This window comes from Sulfitobacter sp. F26169L (assembly GCF_026410285.1).
Classification (GTDB): Bacteria; Pseudomonadota; Alphaproteobacteria; order Rhodobacterales; family Rhodobacteraceae; genus Sulfitobacter.
In genome coordinates this window covers 389,632-408,568 of sequence record NZ_JAPMLP010000001.1, presented here as the reverse complement: position 1 = coordinate 408,568, position 18,937 = coordinate 389,632, and the positions used below count along the sequence as shown (strand labels likewise).

The 18,937-nt window shown below is 57.1% G+C and carries 13 protein-coding genes; 8 read left to right on the top strand and 5 right to left on the bottom strand.

Annotated features, from left to right (window positions below):
- Positions 1 to 12 precede the first annotated feature (12 nt).
- Together OS189_RS01870 and katG are read right to left on the bottom strand one after the other, a co-directional pair.
- Positions 13 to 456: a hypothetical protein gene (locus OS189_RS01870; RefSeq protein ID WP_267165579.1), complete on the bottom strand. Its 444-nt coding sequence runs from the start codon at positions 454 to 456 to the stop codon at positions 13 to 15.
- A 618-nt stretch (positions 457 to 1,074) separates the two neighbouring features.
- Positions 1,075 to 3,294: a catalase/peroxidase HPI gene (gene katG / locus OS189_RS01865; RefSeq protein ID WP_267165578.1), complete on the bottom strand. Its 2,220-nt coding sequence runs from the start codon at positions 3,292 to 3,294 to the stop codon at positions 1,075 to 1,077.
- A gap of 118 nt (positions 3,295 to 3,412) precedes the next feature.
- Here katG and OS189_RS01860 point away from each other — a divergent pair, with 118 nt between their 5' ends.
- On the top strand, positions 3,413 to 4,339 hold the full coding sequence (locus OS189_RS01860) for a hydrogen peroxide-inducible genes activator (protein WP_267165577.1): 927 nt from the start codon (positions 3,413 to 3,415) through the stop codon (positions 4,337 to 4,339).
- Positions 4,340 to 4,865: 526 nt separating this feature from the next.
- Here the strand turns inward: OS189_RS01860 and OS189_RS01855 are convergent.
- From OS189_RS01855 to OS189_RS01845, 3 genes are read right to left on the bottom strand one after another with little or no spacing between them, the layout of a single operon-like run.
- On the bottom strand, positions 4,866 to 6,479 hold the full coding sequence (locus tag OS189_RS01855) for a long-chain fatty acid--CoA ligase (RefSeq protein WP_267165576.1): 1,614 nt from the start codon (positions 6,477 to 6,479) through the stop codon (positions 4,866 to 4,868).
- Between the two features lie 28 nt (positions 6,480 to 6,507).
- Positions 6,508 to 8,136: a GMC family oxidoreductase gene (locus OS189_RS01850; RefSeq protein WP_267165575.1), complete on the bottom strand. Its 1,629-nt coding sequence runs from the start codon at positions 8,134 to 8,136 to the stop codon at positions 6,508 to 6,510.
- Positions 8,126 to 8,428 (bottom strand): hypothetical protein, encoded by a 303-nt coding sequence (locus tag OS189_RS01845; protein ID WP_267165574.1) that lies wholly within the window; start codon positions 8,426 to 8,428, stop codon positions 8,126 to 8,128. The genes OS189_RS01850 and OS189_RS01845 overlap by 11 nt, the downstream gene beginning before the upstream one ends.
- 133 nt (positions 8,429 to 8,561) lie before the next feature.
- Between OS189_RS01845 and OS189_RS01840 the strand changes: the two genes are divergently transcribed.
- The 7 genes from OS189_RS01840 (at position 8,562) to OS189_RS01810 (ending at position 18,932) form a co-directional block, all read left to right on the top strand.
- The gene (locus OS189_RS01840) at positions 8,562 to 9,812 is read left to right on the top strand and encodes a sarcosine oxidase subunit beta family protein (RefSeq protein WP_267165573.1); all 1,251 of its coding nucleotides are present in this window, start codon (positions 8,562 to 8,564) and stop codon (positions 9,810 to 9,812) included.
- Positions 9,813 to 9,868: 56 nt separating this feature from the next.
- Positions 9,869 to 10,156, top strand: coding sequence for a sarcosine oxidase subunit delta (locus tag OS189_RS01835; protein ID WP_267165572.1), 288 nt, complete (start codon positions 9,869 to 9,871; stop codon positions 10,154 to 10,156).
- The gene (locus tag OS189_RS01830; RefSeq protein ID WP_267165571.1) at positions 10,153 to 13,089 is read left to right on the top strand and encodes a sarcosine oxidase subunit alpha family protein; all 2,937 of its coding nucleotides are present in this window, start codon (positions 10,153 to 10,155) and stop codon (positions 13,087 to 13,089) included. Before OS189_RS01835 ends, OS189_RS01830 begins: the two co-directional genes overlap by 4 nt.
- On the top strand, positions 13,082 to 13,645 hold the full coding sequence (locus OS189_RS01825; protein WP_267165570.1) for a sarcosine oxidase subunit gamma: 564 nt from the start codon (positions 13,082 to 13,084) through the stop codon (positions 13,643 to 13,645). Before OS189_RS01830 ends, OS189_RS01825 begins: the two co-directional genes overlap by 8 nt.
- A 2,139-nt stretch (positions 13,646 to 15,784) precedes the next feature.
- Positions 15,785 to 16,000 carry a Flp family type IVb pilin gene (locus OS189_RS01820; RefSeq protein WP_267165569.1) on the top strand — a complete coding sequence of 72 codons (216 nt, stop codon included), beginning with the start codon at positions 15,785 to 15,787 and terminating at the stop codon, positions 15,998 to 16,000.
- A gap of 80 nt (positions 16,001 to 16,080) precedes the next feature.
- On the top strand, positions 16,081 to 17,319 hold the full coding sequence (locus OS189_RS01815) for a CpaE/TadZ family protein (protein ID WP_267165568.1): 1,239 nt from the start codon (positions 16,081 to 16,083) through the stop codon (positions 17,317 to 17,319).
- Complete coding sequence (locus tag OS189_RS01810) at positions 17,316 to 18,932, top strand: TadA family conjugal transfer-associated ATPase (protein ID WP_267165567.1); 1,617 nt, start codon at positions 17,316 to 17,318, stop codon at positions 18,930 to 18,932. The genes OS189_RS01815 and OS189_RS01810 overlap by 4 nt, the downstream gene beginning before the upstream one ends.
- The last annotated feature ends 5 nt before the right edge of the window (positions 18,933 to 18,937 follow it).

Here is an 18,937-nt window from a genome sequence, read left to right as displayed (position 1 = left end):
TCTTTTTTTCTTTCAATCGCGCAGCTTGGCCTGTTCAAAAGCATGCATTGTCTTCTCAAGCCGGATTATGCGGCTGTATGTCGGACTGACACCGCATTTCTTGCCCAAATCTCGATCAGACAGCAGCCGCGCAAGGTCGTTGATGCTCGCGCTATTGACCAACGATAGAAGTATTCGAAGGTTATCATGCTGTTTTTTCTGGCCCTGATGAACAAGTGTGGTCGAAAGCCGTGCGCCAGGCTTCCCCTTGCAGGGCTTGTGGTTCATTCGAAATCCGGCTGCTTTTTCTTCGCGCCTGTCTCCCTCAGGGGCAAGCTTGCCCTGTGCGCTATTGAAGATGAGCTCATCCGGCGGATCAAGATAGCGGGGTGCCTCAATGACCGCACTGAGGACTTTCCAAGGGCCCGTTTTACGTCCGCAGTCGGTCGATTTCTCCGAGTGAAGTTCGTTGGACATAATGTTGAACTCTATACCGCATTCACTATTCCCCTTTTGGTGATGGCACGCGATCTCCCTTCCATAATCCCATGCCCTTGGGTCGTCTTGATACTTAAATGCTTTGGAGATCGTGCTCTTTTGCTATTGCTGATAAATGAATATCCGCCCAGTCCAGTTGCAAGTTCAGACGTCTGTACGGAAGCCAGAAGTTTCCTTTGTGCGGCCCCACTTCGCTTGACCACTAAAGGAGAAAATTTGGCGCAAAACCATAGTTTCCGCAATCAATATCACAACAGGTGTTCATGTTGATTTTTGACGTTGGATGAGGGTATCGCTGCTATCAGCGAAAGCTGGCGAATGCTCTTGACCATTAGTTTGCCTCTCCGGCGTTGGGTCAAGATGGGCTCCGTAAGCCAACAAAGATGTTTGCCATTTTCTCGAAACAAGAAGCGCTGATAGCATTATTTTTGATGATGCTACGGCACAAAGGTCCCTCACCACTGAATGCAGTGTAAAAATGAATGACCCATAAAAAAAGCGCCTGCCCAGATAAGTCTCAGCAAGCGCTATTTTTGTGCCCCAAAAGCCGGAATGCGTCACCAACTTCAAAGGTGCCGTTCTTTGGATTCGGATCTCTTAGCGCAGGACAGAACGGTCCAGATCGAAGCGGTCAAGCTCCATCACTTTCACCCAAGCCTTGATAAACTGCTGCACAAACAGCGCTTCACCATCACCGGCGGCATAAACCTCGGCCAGCGCGCGCAACTGGCTGTTGGAGCCGAACACCAGATCCACCCGTGTACCCGTGCGCACAACTTCTCCGGTATTGATATCGTGTGCCTCGAACAGCTGTTCACTGTCGTCGACTGCTTTCCATGTGATGCCCATTTCCATCAGAGCGCGGAAGAAATCATTGCTCAGCGTTCCGGGCTTGTCGGTCCAGACACCATGCTGTGTGCCGTTATAGTTTGCGCCCAGCACACGCAGCCCCCCGACCAGAACAGTCATTTCGGGAGCGGTCAGCGTCAGCAATTGTGCGCGATCCACCAGCAGTTCTTCAGCAGAAACGCTGAACTGACGTGACTGATAGTTGCGGAACCCGTCAATGGCGGGCTTGAGCACATTAATGCTCTCCACGTCTGTCTGCTCTTGGGTGGCATCCCCACGGCCCGGTGTGAACGGAACGGTTACATCATGGCCGCCTGCTTTTGCAGCTGCTTCAACCGCTGCGGTCCCTGCCAGCACGATCATATCCGCCATCGAAACGGGCTTGCCGAAACCGGCACGGATTTCCTCAAGCTTGTCCAGCACTTTGGCCAGTTGATCGGGTTGGTTCACCTCCCAATCCTTCATCGGTGCCAGACGAATACGCGCGCCGTTTGCCCCACCGCGCTTGTCAGACCCGCGGAACGTCGATGCCGAAGCCCACGCAGTGGACACCAGTTCAGCCGTGCTGAGGCCCGAGGCGAGGATCTGCTTCTTCAGGTCGGCCACATCTGCGTCATTCACCAGCGGGTGATCCGGCGCCGGAATCGGGTCTTGCCAGATCAGCTCTTCCGTCGGGACTTCCTTGCCCAGATAGCGGGTGGTCGGGCCCATATCGCGGTGACACAGTTTGAACCATGCGCGCGCAAAGGCATCGGCAAACTCGTCAGGGTTGGCATGGAACCGCTTGGAGATTTCCAGATACGCAGGATCTTCGCGCATCGCCATATCGGCGGTGGTCATCATTGGCGCATGGCGGCTGTCATCATGCGCATCCGGCACAGCATCGGCCATCGCACCATTGGCTGGACGCCACTGGTTTGCACCTGCCGGTGACTTGGTCAGTTCCCATTCGTTGTTCAGCAGAGTGTCGAAATAGGACATGTCCCATTTTGTCGGCGTTGGCGTCCACGCCCCTTCGATGCCGGAGGTGATCGTGTGTACACCTTTGCCGCTCTCGAAGGTCGACAACCAGCCAAAGCCTTGTGCTTCCAGACCTGCGGCTTCAGGTTCTGCTCCCACGTGGGCTGCATCCCCTGCGCCGTGGGCTTTGCCAAATGTGTGCCCCCCCGCGGTCAGCGCTACGGTTTCTTCGTCGTTCATCGCCATGCGGGCAAATGTTTCGCGGATGTCACGGGCAGAGGCCAGCGGATCGGGGTTTCCATCCGGTCCTTCGGGGTTCACATAGATCAGGCCCATCTGCACAGCGGCAAGCGGGTTTTCCAGATCACGCTCGCCGGTGTAGCGGCTGTTTTTACCGCCCGAGTTTTCCAGCCAGACCTCTTCGGAACCCCAATAGATATCGTCCTCAGGCTCCCAGATGTCTTCACGTCCACCGGCGAACCCAAAGGTTTTGAAGCCCATATCCTCAAGCGCGCAGTTGCCTGTCAGGATCATCAGATCGGCCCAGGACAGTTTGTTGCCGTATTTCATCTTGATCGGCCACAGCAGGCGGCGGGCCTTGTCCAGGTTGCCGTTGTCAGGCCACGAGTTCAACGGTGCAAACCGCTGTGTCCCCGATGAAGAACCGCCGCGCCCGTCTGCCGTGCGGTACGTCCCTGCCGAGTGCCACGCCATGCGAATGAAGAACGGGCCGTAATGACCGTAATCGGCTGGCCACCAGTCCTTACTGTCTTTCATCAGGGCGTAAATGTCGGCCTTTACCGCATCCAGATCAAGCTGCTTGAATGCTTCGGCATAGTTGAAATCATTGCCCATCGGGTCTGATGCCGGCGTGTTCTGGTGTAGCATCTTCAGGTTAAGCTGGTTCGGCCACCAGTCGCGGTTTGATCGCGCTGAATTATTTGCGGCCTTACTTGCGCCAAACCCCATCGGGCAACCGCCCTGCTGTCCGTTATCTGATCCGTCCATGTCACTCTCCCGTGTTTGTGAATCTCGCAGGGATTCGCACCCCTCTCTAGAACGGTTCTAACCTGTGGTGATGATATGTTTAAGTTTGTTTTTCCGATAGATGTGATAGGATTGAGTTATGATCAATTTCACACTCAAACAGTTGCGCTATTTCGAAGCCGTCGCTCGGCAGGGGCAATTCGGCCGCGCGGCCGAAAGCTGCGCGATCTCGCAACCGGCATTGTCGGCGCAGATCGCGGCTCTGGAAGCCTCGTTTGGCCAACAATTGTTCGAACGCAGCGCGCGGCACGTCAGGCTCACCCCTGTGGGCGAGCAGCTTGTGCCGCGGGTGCGCGATATCCTGCGCGCGGCCGAGGCTGTATCGGATCTGGCGCGCAGTGCAGGCGGGTCCGCCCTTACACGTCTGCGCCTTGGCGTAATCCCTACAATCGCGCCCTATTTGCTGCCCTCTGTCATCGGGCAGATCACCGCCGCACATCCCGAAATCGATCTGCTGGTGCGCGAAACAATGACCCACAAGCTGATTGATGAGTTGGGCGACGGAAAGCTGGATTGCGCGATTGTCGCCCTGCCTGTCTCCGAACCCGCCTTCAGCGAAGTTGCCCTGTTTGACGAGGCGATGGTGCTGGTGCGCCCCGCCAGTGATGCCAACCGTCCCGTACCCGACATGAACGCCCTTGGCCGGATGAAACTTCTGTTGCTTGAGGAAGGCCACTGTTTCCGCGATCAGGCGCTGTCATTCTGCGCGATGCGGAACACCCTGCCCCGCGAAGGGCTGGACGGATCATCCCTGTCCACTTTGGTGCAGATGGTGGGGGCCGGCATCGGCGTGACGCTGATCCCCGAAATGGCCGTACCGGTGGAAACACGCTCGGCCAATGTAAGCGTTGCCGCTCTCGGCTCGCCCCGCCCCAAGCGTACCGTCGGGATGATCTGGCGCAAGACATCGGCCTTGTCCGAGCAGTTGAGTGCCATTGCCGCACTGGTGCGCCAAGCGGCCGCAAGCCATCCTGCTTTTGAAAAGGTCACCAAAGATCTGAAATAATTTCCTTAACTTTTATTGGTGTTTTGCCGGATGTGGCCGAGCGTGCAGAGTCTAACGCTTCGGTTGGGGGCTCCCGCTAGTCTGGTTTTATGTCAAAATCTGCTCGTGCATCATCTTTCTCGGAACCGAGCAATTTGATGAGTGTGTTTCGTTCTATGAAACCACACCGGGACTGCACGTTTGGTACGAAAACACGGGTATGGCGTGCCGTGGGTTTGGTGAGGCGTATCTGTTTATCGCAACCGGCAATATGAATCGGTTGTCTTACCCCGCTGCTTCCCAATTACCATTTAGCTGAGCTGCGCAGTAAATCGGAACCTCCAAAGACTGTGAAGGAGGTCTATGCGCAACGAGATTAAGCACTGGATACGGTTTGCCGGACTGTGTAGTGCCTGCCTACTGAATTGGTTGCCAATGCAACCCTCGTGAACCCGCACCCGAGCGAGCAACAATTTCAGAAGGAACCTGTTTCGCATCGAACTCCCGATCTGCGCACCGCCTGTTAATCAGGCGGCGCGCATGTGTTTTACGCGTCCAACAGGATCTTGCCGTATTCGTCGCGCAGCTTGTTTTTCTGCACCTTGCCTGTGGCGCCGATGGGCAGTTCGTCGACAAAGACGACGCGGTCGGGAATTTGCCAGCTTTCGACCTTGCCCTTGTAAAAGGCGATCAGCTCGTCCTCGCTCACCTCGCCAGATTTGATGGCCACCACAACCGGACGTTCATCCCATTTTTCATGCACCGCACCGATGGCTGCGGCATTGGAAATGGCGGGGTGGGAAATAGCGATGTTTTCCAGCGTCACCGTGGAAATCCACTCACCGCCCGATTTGATGATATCCTTCGACCGGTCGCGGATGATCATATACCCTTCTTCGTTGATTGTGGCCACATCGCCGGTGTCAAACCATCCGTCATCGGTCAGCGCGGATGTCTCCTTGCCGAAATAGGTCTCGGCAATCCAGTGTCCGCGAATTTGCAGATCACCCTGCGCCTTTCCGTCATGGGGCAGCACGTTGCCCTCTTCGTCCATCACCCGCAGATCGACACCAAAGGGCGGCCGCCCCTGACCGACCCTGATTTCGGCCTGCTCGTCTTCGGACAGGTTGGTATGACGCTGCAACAACTGGTTCATCGTGCCAAGCGGCGATGTTTCCGTCATCCCCCAGCCATGGATCAATTCCACACCGTATTCCGCGAACTTCGGGATCATCGAGGGCGGCAACGCCGACCCGCCCACAAGGGTGCGCGTCAGGCTGGGAATTTTCGATCCGGTTTCTTTCAACGCACCCAGCAGGCCCATCCAGATTGTCGGCACCCCGAGCGCCATGGTTGTTTCGGTTTCGTCAATCAGGTTCACAAGGCTTTTGCCGTCCAGATTTGGCCCCGGCAACACCAGTTTGCAGCCCGTCATCGCCGAGATATACGGCACGCCCCACGCGTTGACGTGGAACATCGGTACAACCGGCAGCACCGTGTCTTTTGCAGAAATGCCCAGTCCGTCGGGCTGGTTTCCTGCAAGCGTGTGCAACACTGTCGAACGATGCGAATACAACACCCCCTTGGGATTGCCGGTGGTGCCGGACGTGTAGCACAGGCTCGATGCGGCGCGTTCGTCCAGATCGGGGAAAGGCTCTGACGGGTCGCCGGTTTCAAGCAGTTCGTCAAAGAACAACAGCCCCGGAACAGCCTCTGCCGCGGCCTCGTCGCGCGGGCCCAGCAGCACAATGTGTTTTGTGTGCTTCAACGCCGGCGCGAGCTTGCCTGCGGCAGACACAAAGGTGGCGTCGATGAACAGCACCTGATCCTCGGCGTGGTTGATCACATAGACCATCTGTTCCGGTCCCATGCGCGGATTAATTGTGTGGCACACAAAACCGCCCCCCGCGACGCCAAAATAAATTTCGAGGTGGCGGCGGTTGTTCCATGCAATCGTGCCACAGCGTGCGCCCTGCTCAAGCCCGAGTTTACGCAGCGCGCTTGCAAGACGATGCGCGTTGGCGCCGACCTCACCCCAAGTCGACTTTTCGATCCCGCCGGTTGTCTCTACCGAGACAATCTCGCCCGCGGTATGGAACCGCGCGGCATGGTCAATCAGGCTGCCGATGGTCAGCGGCATGTGCATCATTTGTCCAAGCATGAACTTTTTCTCCCGTCTGGTGTAACTATTACGCAGCAACAGCTTCCGCTGTCTCTGCTTTGATAAGGTCTGCCGCCCGTTCGGCTATCATAATGGTCGGCGCATTTGTATTGCCGCTGACGACAGAAGGCATCACGGAGGCATCAACCACCCGCAATCCCTGCATCCCGTGTACGCGCAACTGTGGATCAACTACGGCCGTGTCATCAATCCCCATTTTGCATGTTCCGACAGGGTGATAGATCGTATCGGCGCGGTTGCGAATGATCTTTTCCCAGTCCGCATCACTCATCCCGTCGCGGATGCCGAACAGTTCCTTATGCTCGTATGCAGCCAGCGGCGGGGTTTTCATAATCTCACGCGACATCTTTGCCCCTTTGATCAGGGTGCGCAGATCGGAATCTTCGGCCAGATAGTTGGGGTCAATGGCAGGTGCGGCCATCGGATCAGCGCTGGCAAGCGTGACACTGCCGCGCGATGCGGGGTTCAACACGCAGACATGGCAGCTATAGCCATATCCCGCATGAAGTTTGCGCGCGTGATCATCGACAACTGAAATGACGAAGTGGAGCTGGATATCGGGATAGTCCAACGACGGGTCGGTTTTCAGGAAAGCTGCCCCTTCGGCGAAGGGCGTGGCCATCATGCCTTTGCCTGTTCTGCGCCAGTCCATAATGTGTTTCACCAGATTAACCGTTCCGGTCAGGCCGATGCCGAAATTGTCGGTGTCTTTGGATTTATAGCCGAGCGTAAAATCCAGATGATCCGACAGGTTCTGCCCGACGCCGGCCAACTCATGCACCATTTCGATACCATGCGGGGTTATATCCTCTGGCCGCCCGATACCGGACAGCTGCAACAATTGCGGCGAATTGAACGCACCACCGCACAGGATCACTTCGCGCTTTGCGCTGACGTGCTTGTCTTCTTTTCCCTGTCGGTAATGCACCCCTGTGGCGCGCTTGCCGTCCAGCGCCAGGCGGGTTGCGTGGGCGCGGGTGATGACGGTCAGGTTTGGCCGCTCCATCACCGGATGCAGATAGCCCGCCGCCGCCGAACACCGCTCGCCGTTGCGCGCGGGGTCATGGAACTGCGTCACCTGAAACAGGCCGACCCCTTCGTTATCGCCACTGTTGAAATCGGCAACCTCGCGGTGCTGCAATCGCGTGGCCGCATCAATAAACGCGCGGGTGATCGGGCGGGGCGATTTCTGGTGCGACACCTGCAACGGCCCAGCGCCGCCATGGATTTCGCTATCACCGTCTTCGTTGTTCTGGGACTTTTTGAAATAGGGCAATACGCTGTCCCAATCCCAACCATCGCACCCCTGCTCTGCCCAACCGTCATAATCCCCGCGATGCCCGCGCACATATAACATCGCATTGATCGCGCTGGACCCGCCCAGTGCCTTGCCACGCGGCTGATAGCCCCTGCGTCCGTTCAACCCTTTTTGCGGAACCGTCTTGAACGCCCAGTTGGAGATCTTTCCGTATCCCGGCATCATGGCGACAACAGCAGCAGGCGTGCGGATTAACAGGTGCTTCCCATCACCGCCTGCTTCGAGCAGGCAAACGGTTACATCCGGATTTTCACTTAGCCGAGCAGCAAGAGTTGCACCACCCGACCCGCCGCCGACAATAACGTAATCATAAGACATCTTGTTTCCTCCCTTGGGGCAAACAGGCTATGTACCAGCGCACCTTAGAACAAAAATAGGCCAAAGATCGTTCTTTGAGTCTACCGCTAATCTCTGAAATTGCCGCATCCATCACGTAGCGTAATTTTTCCGCCTGCCGGATTTCGGTGCCGCTGCCCCCCTCAGTGCACGTTGTTCGATTTTTGCCCAGCAGATAATTTTCATCCGGGATCACGCGCCATACAAGTTCGAAAAGCTGTTTTGTGATTCCCTTATCTCCTCGCGGCTCCCGACCTGTGATACCAAACTTCAATCAACTCTCTGAAAATGGCATTATTTCATAGCAGAAATACACCGTTCTGACGCATTTTGATCATTTCATGTCAAAACTTGCATGGACACAATCGCAGCACAGGCCCATCGTTTACCAAAGAGGGTGTGAAACTATGCGATTTTCGGGTCTACGGGTCATTAAAGAGGCACTGACAGGGCACAAGGGCTGGACGCCCGTCTGGCGTGATCCCGAACCGCAGGCGCACTATGACATCATCATCATCGGTGGCGGCGGTCATGGTCTCGCCACAGCGTACTACCTCGCCAAAGAGTTTAAGCAAAAGCGGATCGCTGTGCTGGAAAAAGGCTGGATCGGCGGCGGCAACGTCGGGCGCAACACCACAATCATCCGCTCGAACTACCTGCTCGATGGAAACGAACCCTTCTATGAGATGTCCCTGAAACTCTGGGAAGGGCTGGAGCAGGATTTCAATTTCAACGCCATGGTTTCCCAGCGGGGCATTCTGAACCTGATCCATTCGGACGCCCAGCGCGACGCGTTCATTCGCCGCGGAAATGCGATGATCCTGAATGGCGCGGATGCCGAAATGCTCACAACCGAGCAGATCAAGGCGCGCTATCCGTACCTTAATACCGACGATGCCCGCTTTCCCATAAAAGGCGGCCTGGCCCAGCATCGCGGCGGGACCGTGCGCCATGACGCGGTTGCATGGGGCTATGCACGCGGCGCAGACAGCCACGGTGTCGACATTATCCAGAACTGCGAGGTCACCGGTTTCAAAATCGAAAACGGCAACGCGCTCGGCGTTGAAACCTCACGCGGCTATATCGGCGCGGGTAAAATCGGCTGTGCTGTGGCAGGGTCGTCCGGTCGCCTGATGGCCCACGCCAACATGCGTTTGCCCATCGAAAGCCACGTCTTGCAGGCGTTCGTGTCAGAGGGGCTCAAACCCGTCATGCCGGGGGTTGTGACCTTCGGCGCCGGCCACTTCTATTGCAGCCAGTCGGACAAGGGCGGGCTTGTATTCGGTGGCGATCTGGATGGTTACAACTCCTACGCCCAGCGCGGCAACCTGCCCGTTGTCGAAGACGTCTGCGAAGGCGGCATGGCAATTTTCCCTGCCTTCGGGCGCGCGCGTGTGCTGCGCATGTGGGGCGGCGTGATGGACATGTCGATGGACGGCTCCCCCATCATCGACAAAACCCACATTGACGGGCTCTATTTCAATGGCGGCTGGTGTTATGGTGGTTTCAAGGCCACGCCGGCCTCGGGCATGTGCTTTGCCCATCTGCTGGCCCGCGACACCCCCCATCCAAACGCAACCGCCTACCGGTTTGACCGCTTTGAAAAAGGCCTCATGATCGACGAAAAAGGCGTGGGCAACCAGCCGAACCTGCACTGACCGCCTCTTCATTTTTCCACTAAACTCACTCCTATCTTATCCGCGAGCACCCGAAGATGATTATCAATCACCCCCTTCTAGGCCCCCGCGACAGCGCCGAGTTCACCTATATGGGGGACGCGCGCCTGATAGACCGCCCCGATCCGCAATCGGACACCGCCGCGCAGGAGTTCTTTGCGTACGGCTACCTGCGCGACAATCCCGCCGGATGGCATGAAGAGCTGTGGTTTCACGAAGCGGGGGACCGGTCGTGGCTGGTGGTGACGCGCAACACTCTCACACACGAAATATCGAACGTGGCGCTTGCCCGTGATGTGGCGCGCAGCAGGGGGCGCAGCAAATGAGCCAGATCAACAGGCTGACAGGCGGGCAAATCGACACTGACAAGACGTACAAATTCACTTTTGATGGCAAGTCCTACACCGGCCACCCCGGTGATACGCTTGCCTCTGCGCTGCTGGCCAACGGGGTTCGCCTGATGGGGCGTTCGTTCAAATACCACCGCCCCCGTGGCCCGTTGACCGCAGGCTCCGAAGAACCAAATGCGTTGGTTGAGTTGCGCAGCGGTGCGCGCCAGGAACCGAACACACGCGCCACCACTGCCGAGCTTTTTGACGGACTGGTTTCAAAAAGCCAGAACCGGCTGGGATCCCTGAAATTCGATCTGCTTTCTATCAACGACCGCTTTTCAAATTTCCTTACTGCCGGTTTCTATTACAAAACCTTCATGTGGCCCGCCGCCTTCTGGGAAAAGATTTACGAACCGCTCATCCGCAAGGCCGCAGGCCTCGGATCGCTGTCCTTGCAGGACGATCCCGATGTTTATGACAAAGGCTTTCTGCACTGCGATCTGTTGATCATCGGTGCGGGTCCGGCGGGGCTGTCTGCCGCGCTGACAGCTGCGCGCAGGGGCGCGGATGTGATCCTTGCCGATGAAGATTTCCGCATGGGCGGGCGTCTGAACAGCGAAACATTTGCTGTCGGCGATCAATCGGGCGCCGAATGGGCTGCTGCCACCGTGGGCGAGCTATCCAATATGCCGAATGTGCGCTTTATGAATCGTACAACCGTCATCGGCGCTTTTGATCATGGCATTTTCGGTGCCGTTGAACGGATCAGCGACCATTTGCCAACCCCTGCCGAGGGCAAGCCCCGTCAGGTTTTATGGCGCATCTATACCAGGCAGAGCATCCTTGCCGCCGGCGCAATAGAGCGGCCTATCGCCTTTGAAAACAACGATCGGCCAGGCATTATGCTGGCCTCTGCCCTGCGCACCTACGCCAACCGTTACGCAGTGACAGCAGACAAGCGCGTTGCGATCTTTACCAACAATGATGACGGCCACCGCACCGCCGCTGATCTACACGCGAAAGGCGTCAGAATCGCCGCTGTGATAGACGTGCGCCCCGACATCCCGCGCAGCACGGATTACGAAGTGTTGCAGGGTGAGGTGATCGACACCAAAGGTCGCCTCGGCCTGACCTTCGCCGAAGTACGCCTTGCGGATGGCAGTATGCGCACGCTGGAATGCGGCGCGCTGGGGGTGTCGGGCGGCTGGAACCCCAATGTGCATCTGACATGTCACCAGCGCGGCCGCCCTATCTGGAACGAAACCCTTGCCGCCTTTGTCCCGGGCGGCACATTGCCACCGGGGATGTCGGTTGCAGGTGCGGCAAACGGTGATCTGTCCACGGCTGGCGCGCTGCGCGGCGGGGCCGCTGCGGCGAAAAAGGCGCTGGGGATCAAGGGGCGCCTGCCCGCCCTGCCCCAATCCGAGGATGCGCCTGTAAACATTACTCCTTTCTGGTATGTGCAGGGATGCAGCCGCGCGTGGCTGGACCAGCAAAACGATGTCACCGTCAAGGATATCAAGCTGAGTCATCAGGAAGGCTTCCGCTCGGTCGAGCATCTGAAGCGATATACAACGCTGGGCATGGCAACCGATCAGGGCAAGACATCAAACATGGGCGGCCTTGCGATCATGGCCGAAATGGCAGGCAAAACCATACCCGACGTCGGTACAACCATCTTTCGCCCGCCCTACACCCCGACAGCGATCGCCGCCTTCGCGGGCCGCTCCCGCGGAGCGGCCTTTCACCCCACGCGCCTGACCCCATCGCACAAATGGGCCACGGAACAAGGCGCGGTATTTGTCGAGGTTGGCAACTGGCTGCGCGCGCAGTGGTTCCCGCGCGCAGGTGAAACCACCTGGCGGCAGAGTGTGGACCGCGAGGTTCTCGCGACGCGCAAATCGGTCGGGATCTGTGATGTAACCACATTGGGCAAGATCGACGTACAGGGCAGCGATGCCGCTGCCTTCCTGAATAAAATATACTGTAACGGGTTTGCAAAACTTGCAGTTGGCAAGGTCCGCTATGGGTTGATGCTGCGTGAGGACGGGATTGTCATGGATGACGGGACAGCCGCGCGGCTGGCGCCAGATCACTTTGTCGTCACAACCACCACCGCCAATGCCCTGCCCGTCTATCGCCATATGGAATTTGTCCGCCAGTGCCTGTTTCCCGACATGGATGTGCAGCTGATCTCGACAACCGAAGGTTGGGCACAATACGCTGTTGCAGGCCCCAACAGCCGAAAACTGTTGCAGAAAATCGTTGATGTGGACATCTCGAACGAGGCGTTCCCGTTCATGGCCTGCGCCAATATCACCATATGCGGCGGGCTGCGCACGCGGCTGTTCCGTATCTCTTTCAGTGGCGAGCTGGCCTATGAAATCGCCGTGCCCACCGCTTATGGCGACGCGCTGATGCGCAGGATTATGGAGGCCGGTGCTGAATTTGGCGTAACCCCCTACGGCACCGAAGCCCTGGGAGTTTTGCGAATTGAAAAAGGCCATGCAACAGGCAACGAATTGAACGGCACCACGACGGCGCAAAACCTTGGCATGGGCCGCATGGTGAGCAAGGCGAAAGACAGTATCGGCTCCATACTATCCGAACGTGAGGGCCTGAACCGCGCGGATGATCTGCGTCTGGTCGGGATCAAGCCGGTTGATCCTGAAAACCCGGTTCCGGCGGGCGCCCATTTGATGGATGCCGACGGGCCGGTGGATGCGTCGCACAGTCAGGGCTATGTCACCTCGGCGTGCCATTCGCCCAACCTTGGTCATGCGATTGCGCTGGGGTTCCTAAAAGACGGCGCAAACCGTCTTGGAGAGCGGATGCGGCTGGTCAGTCCGCTAACCGGTGTCGATGTAGAGATAGAAATCGTCAGCGCCCATTTCATTGATCCAGAGGGAGAGCGGCTTCGTGCATGATCTTAAAACCGTAACCGCACTTGGGGGTAATACGCCACGTGTCGACGCTTTTGCCCACGTAACCATCAGCGAAAATGACGGTGTGGCGCTTGCCTCGGTCGCGGCGCGCATGGGGCATGAAAAGAAATGCCACCAAGTGCTGAAAAAGCTGCTGGGCGCTGTGCCCGAGGTTGGCAAAGCCGTGCTGCACGATCCGGAGGCGGGATTCTGGACGGGGCCGGATCAGTGGATGCTGGGCGCGCCGCGTGACACACACGAATTGCTTGCCGATCAGTTGAAATCACTGCTTGGCGATGCCGCATCGGTGACAGAGCAATCAGGCGCATGGGTGTGTTTCGACATCACAGGCCCCGCCATGCCGGATCTGTGCGAGCGGGTCTGTGCCGTGCCCATCCGGCGGATGCAGGCAGGCTGTGTACAACGCACCGTCATCCATCAGTTAGGCTGTTTTGTGATACGCTGCGTAGCAGACGATCATGTTCGCATTTTGGGGCCACGGGCATCAGCCGCGTCACTGCATCATACACTGCTTGACGCCGCCTGTTCGGTGGCCTGAGCCGCGTCAGGACGACGTCCATGCAGGCCGGATTACGGGTTGCAGGAATATCCTTGCACAGCAGATTAACAGAAATAAGCCAATTCCCAGATCGACTGCCCTGCGCTGTTAAGTAAGGCAAAACCTTCATGACGTTTTAGTTCTAGCGTCTTGTCAAACCTGCAACACCTGCACAATTCAGCAAGCCGGAGAACGTTGCCATCCCTGTCCGGAGCAATAATACCTCACCGAAAAGGCCCTTCGGATGCAGACAATCAACCTACAGAAAACCGGCCTGCGCTAGACAAACAAAAAATTGCACACACGGGCCAACAGCGCCAGTCAGACACCGTAGAAAATTCTTGATCCCAAATACCCAAAGCCAAGGATGCGCTTAGTCGGCGTGCTGCTGTTCCTAGGGGCTACAATTTGGCGTTTCCCGCTGGAATGCGGCTTCATAAAATATGAAACGTCCCATAAAATGGAGCCTCTATGCAGAGTGTCCTAACCATTTGGATATTCTGATCACCATCGAAGGCATGTCGTTTGGCGCGTCGTCTGGCCCAGAAGTAAGAGCGCTTGGCCACGGCGCATCAGCGACTGACACGTCCACCATTAGAAGTGACGGTGGCATTAGGCCGGAAGATAGCAGGCACGCGCCTACGATGATTTAAAGCTGGCCATCAAAGCAGGTGCTGGCGCAGATTTTTTAGGCAGAATAAAATGCGGCAAGTAACCACTGCGGGTACATATGGCGATCTGCACGAAGTGCGATCCTGCTGCCATTCCCACACTGGACCACGGACAGACAGCTCAATTTGATCTTATAGCGGGCGAACGCCGCGGATGTTGTTCAATATCGTTGTCATGTTGCCGCCCCGCCATGTGCCCACCGTGCAGACTCATTAAAGGTATCGGCGAAATTTCTTCGCTGCCCCCGCACCACACACCAGCGACAACGCAAGTGTACAGAGAGATAACCTCAACATCATGGCCCATCCCCTTTGGGAGCATGACCTGTAACAATTAGCCCCGTTTTCAAACGTACCAGTTCCAGCGTACCAAAACCCATAAAGTTGACCTGTGGGTCAGAGAACAAAGACTGTCCCGTATACAATTTGCAGCCAGGCGGGCGTTAAGCTGAGCCATTCAGGCAGGCATTTTTCGCGGTATGAGGCGCGTTGCAGACCTGTCTGCATGGCGACGTTCTGCATGCGATCTGCAAAAGAAAACAGCTGAACGTTGATTACCAAACCTTTGCACCAGAACATGCCGCCATTCACCGACAATATAAGACCCGATTTTATGCAAAAACCTCACCGCCCCATGCGGAACACAGGCACATCGACAATCATGCAACCCAGCTTGCAACACTTGCCTATATAAACCAGCTCTCCAATCGGCTGCACTTTCGTGACATTCCGGCTCCACGCCTCTTGATCGGGTCCCATAACTCCGGGTTTGCGTTGGTGCGAAAGACGGGGATGACAGGTTCTTGCGTTTGGCTAGAAATTCGAAACCCTTGCGCTGGCGCCCGGCAATAACCAGGGTCCTGGTGTTCTGCTGATTTTACAAAGCGGGAAAAAGGTCTTCTGAGGCCGGATAAAATATCCGCGCAAAGACCAGACATCACAGGGCAGCAGCACATTGAGCCCATCGCATCGTCAACTGTTGTGGCCCAGATTATGCCTGCATCGAAGCGGCATTTATCAAAGCGTGCCACGCACTCGCCGAGGTAATGGTCCACTGGATCGATGATGGTGGTCCTGTCATCTGTGCCGCTGGGGCACTGTGCGCGAATCCTGTCGAGCGGGACGGGAATCGGTCTGTCACGAGCGCCAAAAATCCTAGAAATCCGCCGTTTCTGAAGCTCGTTTTGTCGGACTTTAACCTGCCCATCCGAACCGTTTTCCGACCGGATTTTGCGTTGCCACAGTGCTGCCCTCATTGCGTCCGCTGCCTGCCGCAAAGCGGTCAGACCCCTATCATCCTTTGGTATGATAGGCCTGATCCTGCAGGTTGATAGCAGCGATTTCACACCAGAGACGGATATTCTCCGGACGAACTTTCTGACAATTAGTAGCCCATACCGGATCACTTCCGATCCACTAATTCCCCCGGATCACTTCCGATCCTCACAACCCGAAGAAAGAAAACAACATGTCCTATACTCGCAAAGCCCTGAACGCTGCCCTGAGAACTTTTGCAAAAGACGAAGACGGCGCAACCGCTATTGAATACGCCCTGATGGTGGCTCTTGTTGGTGCTGTGATTGTAGTTGGTGCTGGGTCACTGGGAACCAAGACAAACAACAAGTTCGATAGTGTTGGCACAACCATTGAAGGTGCAGGCGGCGAAGAAGCCCCAGCCGGTTAATCCGTCGTGCATGCGGCACCTGTTGCCGCATGCACATGCCCATCTGCGTCCCCATACCCATTTCCCAAGGCACATTCCCAATGACCCACTCATCCTCTGGCACCGTAGCGGTTGATCCATTCGCCGCCTATGTCTGCACCGATCAAGGTGCGGAAGTTGCGCGTGATGTCGGGGCGCAATTGTCTGGGGATAACGCTGCCATGCACGGGGGCGGGCTGGGCGGTGCGGCGCGTATCTGTACTGGCGCGCCCTTGGCCCAGATGATCCTTACCGAAATGGGCAATATGTCATTGGATGCAGCATGCGAATGTGTGCGCGAACTGGCGCAAAGCGGCGCGATACTTGTCGTGCTGGGCGACAAGCCCGATCTTGCCACCTACCGCGCTTTGCGCACGGCCGGCGCCACTGAATATTTTGCCTTTCCCGCCAGCGATGATGAAATCATTGCGGCGTACACCGAAGCGGCGGCGCAGCGGCAAACATCGGCCGCGACCGCATCGCGGCCTGATACCGAAATCCGCCGCACCGACGGTCTTTGCATCGCGGTGACGGGCTGCAACGGCGGTGTCGGCGCCAGCCTTCTCGCCCAAAGTCTGGCATATCACAGCGCATCCATGACGGGTGCTAAACTGCGCACTGCACTGGTTGACGCAGATCTGCGCTTTGGCTCGCAGGCGATAGATCTGGACCGCAAAGACACACCCGGCTTGACCGAGGCATTATCCTCCCCCGACCGCGTGGACGAAACATTTCTGAGCGCCACGATGGAGCCTCTAAACGAACGTTTGATGCTGTACTCCCAGCAGGCGCACATCAGCCAGGACACCGACGAACTGGAGGTGGCGTTTGCGCAACTGGTCCGCTCTATGAAGAACGGATTTGAAGCGCTGGTTGTGGATCTACCGCGCGCTGCATTGTTGCGACAGCCGCACTTTGCCAATGAACTTGACGCGCTGGTGCTTGTGATCCCCGCAGGATACGCCGGTGTGAATGTTGCCAGCCGGATGATCGCACTTCTGAAATCCCAAGCGCCGGATTTGAATATCCTGCCTGTCCTGTCCGAATTCCGCCAAGATGCAAAACTGTCGGCCAAGGATATAAGCAAAGCCATAGGGCGGGATCTGGCTGCGGTGATCCCTGATAGCGGGGCGGCGATCCGCAAAGCGCACCGCGCCGCCAAACCGCTGCTGGAAACCCAGCCGCGCAGCCCCCACGCCAAGGCGACCCGCGCCATTTGGGACAGCGCAGCCGGAGCAGTTCCACGCGCGCACCCCTCGCCGAAATCCAAACGCCGCATTTTTAGGAGGGCAACAGTATGACTCTGCACGTCAACCAACCGTCCCTTCGTGACGCAGTGCGACAGGTTGTGGAAATCGCACAGCAGATAGATGCCGCCGGATACTCGGCATCCGATCGGGCGAATGCTGCAGTGTCTTATGTCGTGGAACAGGGCGAATTCTTGTGGCCCCTTGCCTTGCAACGCCAGATCCTGACCCAAGCCATTGCTGAACTTGAGCCGCAGAATGTGAACGCAGCACCGGACGTACCGGCGCCGGACATGACACCGCAGAAGGCAGTCAAAACGCCTGCCCCCGAGCTGAAGAAACAAGCCCCGCTGCAAACTCCGCAGAGCGAGCCGGTAGTTAAGACCGCGCCCGCCAGCGCCCCCTCGATGAAAATGCTCACGCTTGCCAACGAGGTTGTGCGATCGCTTCTGGAATTCCTCGATTTCACCGAACTGGCATCAAAGCCGCGTAGTGAACAGGAGAGCCTGATCCGCAGTGGTATCGAGGCGCTGTCTGCGCAGAACAAGTTGCATCTGAACGGGCGGGAAATATCCGAACTGGTTACCGCCGTTCTGGCGGATATGTTAGGTCTTGGGCCGCTTGAAGCACTTCTGGCCGATGACCGGATTACCGATATTATGGTGAACGGCGCCGAAAAAATTTATGTCGAACGCGGTGGCAAACTGGAACTGACGGGCATCAGGTTTCGTGACAATGCCCATGTGTTCGCAGTGGCCAGCCGGATCGCAGCGGCTGTGGGTCGCCGCATTGATGAGTCCCAACCGATGGTGGATGCCCGCCTGAGTGACGGCAGCCGCGTCAATATCACGGTGCCACCTTTGGCGATCGACGGGCCGACAATTACCATTCGTAAATTCCCGTCCGCTCCCGTCAAACTTGATGCTCTTGTAGCCGGCGGCAGCATGACCTCACAGATGAGCCGTTTTCTGGCGCTTGCGGCCTATCTGCGACTGAATGTGCTGGTGTCCGGGGGGACAGGATCGGGAAAGACGACGCTGATGAACGCGATGTCGGCGTTTATTCCGGAAGGCGAGCGGATTGTCACAATCGAAGACGCCGCCGAATTGCGTTTTCAACAAAGCCATGTCGTGCGTTTTGAAACCCGTCCGCCAAATGTGGAAGGTGCGGGCGAAATCACGATGCGCACATTGGTGCGCAACGCACTGCGCATGCGTCCTGATCGTATCATCATCGGTGAGGTGCGCGGCGACGAGGTGCTGGATCTGCTTCAGGCGATGAATACCGGTCACGACGGCTCCATGAGTACGCTTCACGCTAACACCCCCGCCGAGGCGCTGACCCGCGTGGAAAGCATGGCAGCACTGGCAGGGTTCGCTCCTGGAGGAGGCGTGGTACGTCGACAGCTTGCCGACGCAGTACATCTGATTGTTCAGGTGTCGCGTATGCGCGATGGCAAGCGGCGGGTCACCTCGATTTCGGAAATTGCAGGCATCTCTGGTGATGTAATCACCCTACAGGAGCTGTTTTCATTTCGCACCGATCCCGAAAGCACCCGCGCAAAAGTGACCGGAGAACATGTTTTTTCCGGTTACCGTCCGAAATTTGCAAGCCGCGCCGCAGATTACGGCGTTTCCGATGAACTTGATGCGATACTGGGGGGCTGATCCGG